Genomic DNA, 6,951 nt, shown 5'->3' on the forward strand with positions numbered 1-6,951 from the left:
TCACTTCACCTCAGGTGGGGTGGTGAAAGAGTGATAAGGTGCTGGGCTGGCAATGGTCCATTCTAATCCTTCTGAACCTTCCCAAGGTTTAGCGGGCGCTTTGTCACCACCGCGTACGCATTTGATCACCAAATACAAGAAGATAAGCTGCGATAGACCAAAGGCAAACCCGCCAATTGACACAATTTGGTTTACGTCAGCAAACTGAATTGCGTAGTCAGGAATGCGTCGTGGCATACCGGCTAACCCTAAAAAGTGCATAGGGAAAAAGAGAATATTTACCGATACAACCGAACACCAAAAATGCCATTTACCTAAGGTTTCATCGTACATATACCCTGTCCATTTAGGCAGCCAATAATAAGCCGCAGCCATAATGGAAAACACTGCCCCCGACACTAAAACATAGTGGAAATGGGCGACAACAAAATAGGTATCGTGGTACTGAAAGTCTGCTGGAGTAATCGCAAGCATTAATCCAGAGAACCCGCCAATGGTGAATAAGATGATAAACGCTAATGAAAATAGCATTGGGGTTTCAAAGGTCATCGCGCCGCGCCACATAGTGGCAACCCAATTGAATACTTTTACCCCAGTTGGCACAGCAATGAGCATGGTGCAATACATGAAGAACAGTTCTGCAAACACTGGCATGCCAGTGGTGAACATGTGATGTGCCCATACTAAAAATGACAATATAGCGATGCTGGCGGTGGCATAAACCATAGACGCATAACCAAATAATGGCTTACGACTAAAAGCAGGAACGATGGCAGAGATAATACCAAAGGACGGTAATATCATAATGTAGACTTCTGGATGACCAAAGAACCAAAAGATATGTTGGAACATCACCGGATCGCCACCACCTGCGGCGTCAAAGAAGCTGGTGCCAAAGAATTTGTCGGTGAGTACCATTGTCACTGCACCAGCAAGTACTGGCATCACAGCAATTAACAAAAATGCAGTAATTAACCAAGTCCAAACAAACAATGGCAGTTTCATCCATGTCATGCCAGGTGCGCGCATATTTACAATGGTAACGATGACATTAATCGCTCCCATAATGGAGCTAATGCCCATTATATGCACTGCAAATACAAATAGTGCGGTGGTGTCGGGGCTATAGGTTGTCGATAACGGGGCGTAGAACGTCCAACCGAAATTTGGGCCTCCGCCTTCCATAAACAATGAGCCAATTAATAACGAAAAAGCGAAAGGTAAAATCCAAAAGCTCCAGTTATTCATGCGCGGCAAGGCCATATCTGGTGCGCCAATCATCATTGGGATTAACCAATTTGCAAGGCCAGTAAAGGCGGGCATCACCGCGCCAAAAACCATAATTAGGCCATGGACGGTCGTCATTTGATTAAAGAAGTTTGGTTCAACTAGCTGTAAACCGGGTTGAAATAGCTCGGCACGAATGACCATTGCCATTGCGCCGCCAGTTAAAAACATTAAAAAACTAAACCATAAATACAAAGAACCTATGTCTTTATGGTTGGTGGTTAGCACCCAACGCATAAGCCCTTTAGGGGCACCATGATGTTCATCGTGGTGTTCATGGTCGGTAGTTTGTTCGTGTGTCATTGTGCTCATTATTTCACTCTCCTACTGACCATGATTGTTAACATCAACAGCTTGAACAGTGTCGTTACTGTTATTGCCCCAAGCATTACGCTCGTATGTGATAACCGCGGCTAATTGTCTTGGTGATAACAGCGTGGCAAACCCTTGCATCGCTGTCGCTGGTTTGCCATTTTTAACGATTTCAATATGCTCATTCACTGGGCCAATGATAATTGGACTGCCAATTAAAGATGGGAATGCGCCGGGAAGCCCCGCGCCATTGATTTGGTGACAAGCAGCACAACTGCTTAGATAAACCTGTTCACCTTCTTGCATCAACTGCTCGTGACTAAGAGTGGTTAAATCAACACTGGCCTGAGTGGTTTGAAGTGGACTACTGTCGGTGAGGCTATCGATTGCAGACTCGGCTATTTCAACCACTTCGGCTGCTGCGGTTTCAATTTTATCCACCGTGTCAGGGCCGGTTGTCGTTGCTGGTGGTGCTTTAGGTTGGGCATTACCCAAATTGTTCACATCAATAGCTTGTACGATGTCACCAGAATTGTTGCCCCATGCATTGCGCTCATAAGTGACCACCGCTGCTATGTCGGTGGCAGACAATTGTTTTGCAAAGGCCTGCATAGCTGTTCCAGCTTTACCGTTGGCAACAATATCAATATGAGCATTGATGTCGCCTTTAATTAATGGGCTACCGATAAGTGATGGGAATACGCCGGGTAACCCTGCGCCATTTGGTTGATGACAAGCTGCGCAGGTCGCCAAGTAAACTTGTTCACCTTGGGCCATTAACTCGTCCATAGTCAGCGTGGCACTTAGCGATGCTTTGGCATCTTTTTTTGCTTGTAATGCAGCTTGTTTTTGCTCTGCTAGCCAAGTGTCAAACTCTGCTTCTGGCAGTACTTTAACGACCACGGGCATAAATCCGTGGTCTTTACCGCACAGTTCAGCACATTGGCCTCGATAGATGCCTGGTTTATCCACCCGTGTCCATGCTTCATTAATGAACCCTGGGTTGGCATCTTTTTTTACTGCAAATGCAGGCACCCACCACGAATGAATTACATCATCTGAGGTCATCAAAAAACGTACTTTGCGATTGGTTGGAATGACTAAAGGTTTATCGACTTCAAGTAAGTAGGTGGCAGTTTTTTCTGCGTTACCTTCAATTTGTGCTCTGGGAGTCGACATGACACTGAAAAATTCAACATCTTCATTGAAATAGCTGTAGTGCCACTTCCATTGCGACCCTGTAATTTTGATCGTGAGGTCGGCGTTGGAGGGATCTTCCATTGCAATTAATGTTTTAGTTGCTGGAATAGCCATACCGATAAGAATGATAAATGGCACCACAGTCCAAATAATTTCCACTTTGGTACTGTGGTGGAAATTAGCTGGAGTCACACCTTTTGATTTGCGGTGGTAAATCATGGAGTAAATCATGACACCAAATACCACCACACCAATAGCACAACAAATATATAAAATAATCATGTGCAGGTCGTAAACCTGACCACTGATATTCGTTACGCCCTTGGTCATGTTGAAGGGCATGTCGCTTGCCCAAAGGGGAGGCACTATTAGTACTGCCAATAGTACCGCCAACGCACAATACAGCCATTGCTTCACAAGACTTCTCCTCTGCTAGCTGCTAAAAGCAACTACAAAGAAGAGCCACACAGTAATTCTCAGCTCTATGCAAACTCTTCGTTCCCAAAAAAGTTTGATGACATCAAAGTACCGTGCGCGGATGTAAAAATGTTATTTACTGTACGACGTTATTATATGACCGCGTGAGATACCTACTACAGAATCTATCAATGTTGATCGCCACCTTACGCCAATATTTTTTGGCTGGGTGGTTTAATATGGACGAAAATGTTTCATCCTTGTTAACAACACTACTTGGTGTTCAAACATTGATCAAGATCACTTTTCTCGCTAATTTCCTGAAATAAGGTATAAAAAAGCCCTGCAACGATGGCAGGGCTTGAAATTCAATTAGTTTAACAATTAATGCACCGCGGCAAAATTATTTAATTTTGCTGAAAAGGTGGAACGTGAATAACACAATTCTTGTGAGCTTACGTCTTCGGCTTCTTCAATAACCAAACCGATAGCTTGGGCACTTTTAGCGACAAGCTGTAAGCGGCGACTATCACGTTTATCAAGTGATGATGTCCAGCAAACTACTGCACTTGAAGTGCCACTGGTTAAGGCTTTCTCTGCCGCCCAAAGGGTTTCCACTTCATCTTTACTATGAACTAACAATACACGATCTGTTCTCACGCCTGCATTAGCCAATAATTGTTTGTAACTGATATGCGGCGGGTTGATGAGGACAATCCAGCGCCCTTGTTGGCTCAATGTCGCCAATTGTGGTGCAAGGTTTTTTAATTCTTGTTCACCGCGAGAATCAGAACGAACCGTATTAATGCTTGGTTGTGCTGGTAATTCTGTACTGTTTTGTGGAGTATTAACCCACATTCCCGGGTGACGGGGTGCTGTGCCTAATAGTTTATTCATTGCCAGTCTCCATTTCTAATCACGCCAACAGCTAAACCCTCAATGGTTAAACTTTCACAAGTAAGGTCGACTTTGATTGGTGAGAAATCTTCATTCTCTGCATGTAAGAAAACGGTGTTGCCTTTCTTTTCAAAGCGTTTGACCGTGACATCATCTTCTATTCTTGCAACAACAACTTGGCCATTTCTGGCTTGTTGCATTTTGTGTACTGCGAGTAAGTCACCTTCTAAAATGCCGATATTTTTCATACTGTCACCACGAACGCGTAATAAAAAATCAGCAGCAGGTTTGAACATAGCAGGGTCAACTTTATAGTGCTGTTCAACATGTTCTTGCGCCAGAATTGGTTCCCCCGCTGCCACTTGACCAATAAGCGGTAGACCATCAAGTTGTGGTTCTTCAGCTTGCGCTAAACGGATCCCACGAGATGTGCCCGGCATGATTTCAATACAGCCTTTACGTGCTAATGCTTTTAAATGCTCTTCAGCCGCATTTGCACTTTTAAAGCCAAGACGTTTGGCAATTTCTGCACGGGTAGGTGGCATACCTGTTTCTGAGATATTGCTTTTAATTAATGCCAAAATCTCTGCTTGGCGTGGCGTTAAAGGTCTCATGTTGAATCCTGTTTTTTTATACAGTGACTGTCATTATATACAGTGTTCTTGTTCGCGCAAGTATTAACCAATATTATTTTTTGGATATGTGGGATCTAATTCCTAATGTAATAAATCCAATGATGTGAAACTTGTTATTGGATTGCATCTGAAATTAACTATTATTTTGTCCTACATCTGCACTTATAAATCTAGATAAGGCCTTCGGATGGTAATTTGTCGTTAGGAGTTATTTTTAGGTGATATAAACTGGGCTTAGCTTATTTATTGTCCCAAAGTGAGTTAACTTTAAGTTAAGCGTGGATTACGTATTCTCATGTAGCCTGAAATAAAGCTGGATATTTACACCGGTATAAATAAAAGTGGGTAAAAACGCCTATTATGGCGTAAATAAAGATCCCAAAAAACTGTCCTGCTAGGCATCGATAATTTTTTAACATTTTACAAAGCCTATAAAAAATCAGCCATTCGTACTTGTTTAACTTCGTGGAATGTTTGCAGTTAATTCTTGATATCGAACTGACGCAGTATTGCGCTATTAACGCCAATTCGTTTGACACTATCTATGTGAAAAAAAGTGAGCTGCTTGATGTGCTATAAGATAATGAGCTGTCACAGTTTTCAAGCTTACTATCGATGTCAGAGCAAACAAATATTTTCATGACCAGCCAGTAAAAGTTTAGATGATGGCGGATATTTTTACGTGGAAAAAAGTGGCTATTGGTCATAAGAGCGTGAAGTTTGAGCCTACCGCTATTCAGTCGTTTGCTGATGAGTATATCTTGCTGGATAAGTAGTGTGCTGACCCAAGTCGAGCCTGTATTCCTATCTGTTAAATCACGGGATAGAGCCAATAGACAATCCAAAGGGAAAGAAAGGTAAGCAGCATATTCAAGCGCTCCCCTATTTTGTTTGAATCTGATTGGTTTAAGTCGAAATCACCTTCTCAACTCAAGTAGAGAATGCACATTTTGATGCAGCTGCAAGTTTTGTCCGATTCATCAAGGATAGCGTTCGAGCTACGCCGCTTAAGGGGAAAGCTGTTGTCGTAGCTAAAAAGATTTCAAAGGGTTATGTGATTGATGAACTTATGGAAGGTAAAGAGAGTCTTTTGATAATAGTTGATATTGTTAAGTAAGTAGTGGCAAATTTTTTAATTTGCAGGAAGTTGCTCAAGAAGGTTGAAACTGTTCACGTTTTAGTCTGTATCAAGTAAATGCAATTGGTCTTCTTTTTGTCTGTTTGTATTCAACAGCTTACGCGTTTGCTATTTGTTGGTTTTATGTTAATGTGATGTTACTCATATGTTTTCAAAGGACTGACATTGTATGCAACTTGGAAAGTTGGTTAATTTTTATTTTTCTAATAGCTATCGAGCCGTTTTTCGAGCCTGTTTGCATAGTTTATGCTGCCTTTTAAGTTTTTCAGTCATTAATTTAGCGAGTGCAGAAACTATTTTTGATTATGATGGAACATATGAATTTACTGACAAGAATGGTAGCGCCTCATCTTATGACTTAATTTGGTACCAGGAGAAATTAAATGGTGGGTCTTGGTCAAAAGAGGCATTTCCAAAATATATTGGACACAAGTGGTTAAGGAGTGATCAAGGTACAGGTATCTATGAATACCAGTTTGATTACTGTCGAGAATTTTATGATCCTAGACTAGGCGAAGCAAACTTTAAGTGTAATCACAGCCCTATACCATCAACCAAAAAGTATTATGTTATTCGAAAACCTTCGAGTTTTAGTTCTCTAGCATCCGTGGATCTTGATGGTAGTATTTATATAAACTGGCAAGCAGTTAATGGTGCCACATCTTACGAATTACAGAAGCGTAAAGGAGGAGGGGACTGGACTACAGTTTATTCTGGGGTAAGTAATGGCAAGACATTAAGCTCTTTAGATACAGGTCAATATCAATTTAGAGTTAGAACCAAATTGGAGTCGTATGGTGGTGAATATTTAAATTCATCAGCTGTTACTGTAGTTAGAACCGCTAACTCGATAACTGTGCCCTCAAACGATGCTGATGGAGCGTATACCGTCAGCTGGGCAGCCGTCTCAGGTGCAACAGGTTACCAACTAGAGCAAAAAGTTGGCTCAGGGGCTTGGGCAAGTATTTATACGGGAACAGCGCCCAGTAAAGCCGTTTCAGGTTTATCGACGAATACATATCAATACAGAGTGAAAGCAAAGTATGGCTCGGTTAGTGGCAGTTA

At 42.0% G+C, this 6,951-nt stretch carries 5 protein-coding genes; 1 reads left to right on the plus strand and 4 read right to left on the minus strand.

Annotated features, from left to right (window positions below):
* The 4 genes from ctaD to lexA all read right to left on the minus strand — a co-directional run bounded on the left by ctaD (window position 1) and on the right by lexA (window position 4,727).
* Complete coding sequence (gene ctaD, locus G3R48_RS08825) at window positions 1-1,599, minus strand: cytochrome c oxidase subunit I (RefSeq protein WP_153664498.1); 1,599 nt, start codon at window positions 1,597-1,599, stop codon at window positions 1-3.
* Window positions 1,600-1,611: 12 nt separating this feature from the next.
* Complete coding sequence (gene coxB, locus G3R48_RS08830) at window positions 1,612-3,216, minus strand: cytochrome c oxidase subunit II (protein WP_212593285.1); 1,605 nt, start codon at window positions 3,214-3,216, stop codon at window positions 1,612-1,614.
* 384 nt (window positions 3,217-3,600) lie between these two features.
* On the minus strand, window positions 3,601-4,113 hold the full coding sequence (locus G3R48_RS08835) for a cell division inhibitor SulA (protein ID WP_153664500.1): 513 nt from the start codon (window positions 4,111-4,113) through the stop codon (window positions 3,601-3,603).
* On the minus strand, window positions 4,110-4,727 hold the full coding sequence (gene lexA, locus G3R48_RS08840; protein WP_153664502.1) for a transcriptional repressor LexA: 618 nt from the start codon (window positions 4,725-4,727) through the stop codon (window positions 4,110-4,112). The genes G3R48_RS08835 and lexA overlap by 4 nt, the downstream gene beginning before the upstream one ends.
* Before the next feature lie 1,328 nt (window positions 4,728-6,055).
* Here lexA and G3R48_RS08845 point away from each other — a divergent pair.
* Window positions 6,056-6,951, plus strand: an 896-nt coding sequence (locus tag G3R48_RS08845; protein WP_212593286.1) for a fibronectin type III domain-containing protein, incomplete at its 3' end; no start/stop codon positions are given.

Origin of the sequence: Shewanella intestini (assembly GCF_018221465.1) — a bacterium.
GTDB lineage: Bacteria > Pseudomonadota > Gammaproteobacteria > Enterobacterales > Shewanellaceae > Shewanella > Shewanella intestini.

Coding starts and splice junctions, on each gene's coding strand:
- G3R48_RS08835 (WP_153664500.1), bottom strand. CDS start 4,113: ATGAATAAACTATTAGGCACAGCACCCCGTCACCCGGGAATGTGGGTT.
- ctaD (WP_153664498.1), bottom strand. CDS start 1,599: ATGAGCACAATGACACACGAACAAACTACCGACCATGAACACCACGAT.
- lexA (WP_153664502.1), bottom strand. CDS start 4,727: ATGAGACCTTTAACGCCACGCCAAGCAGAGATTTTGGCATTAATTAAA.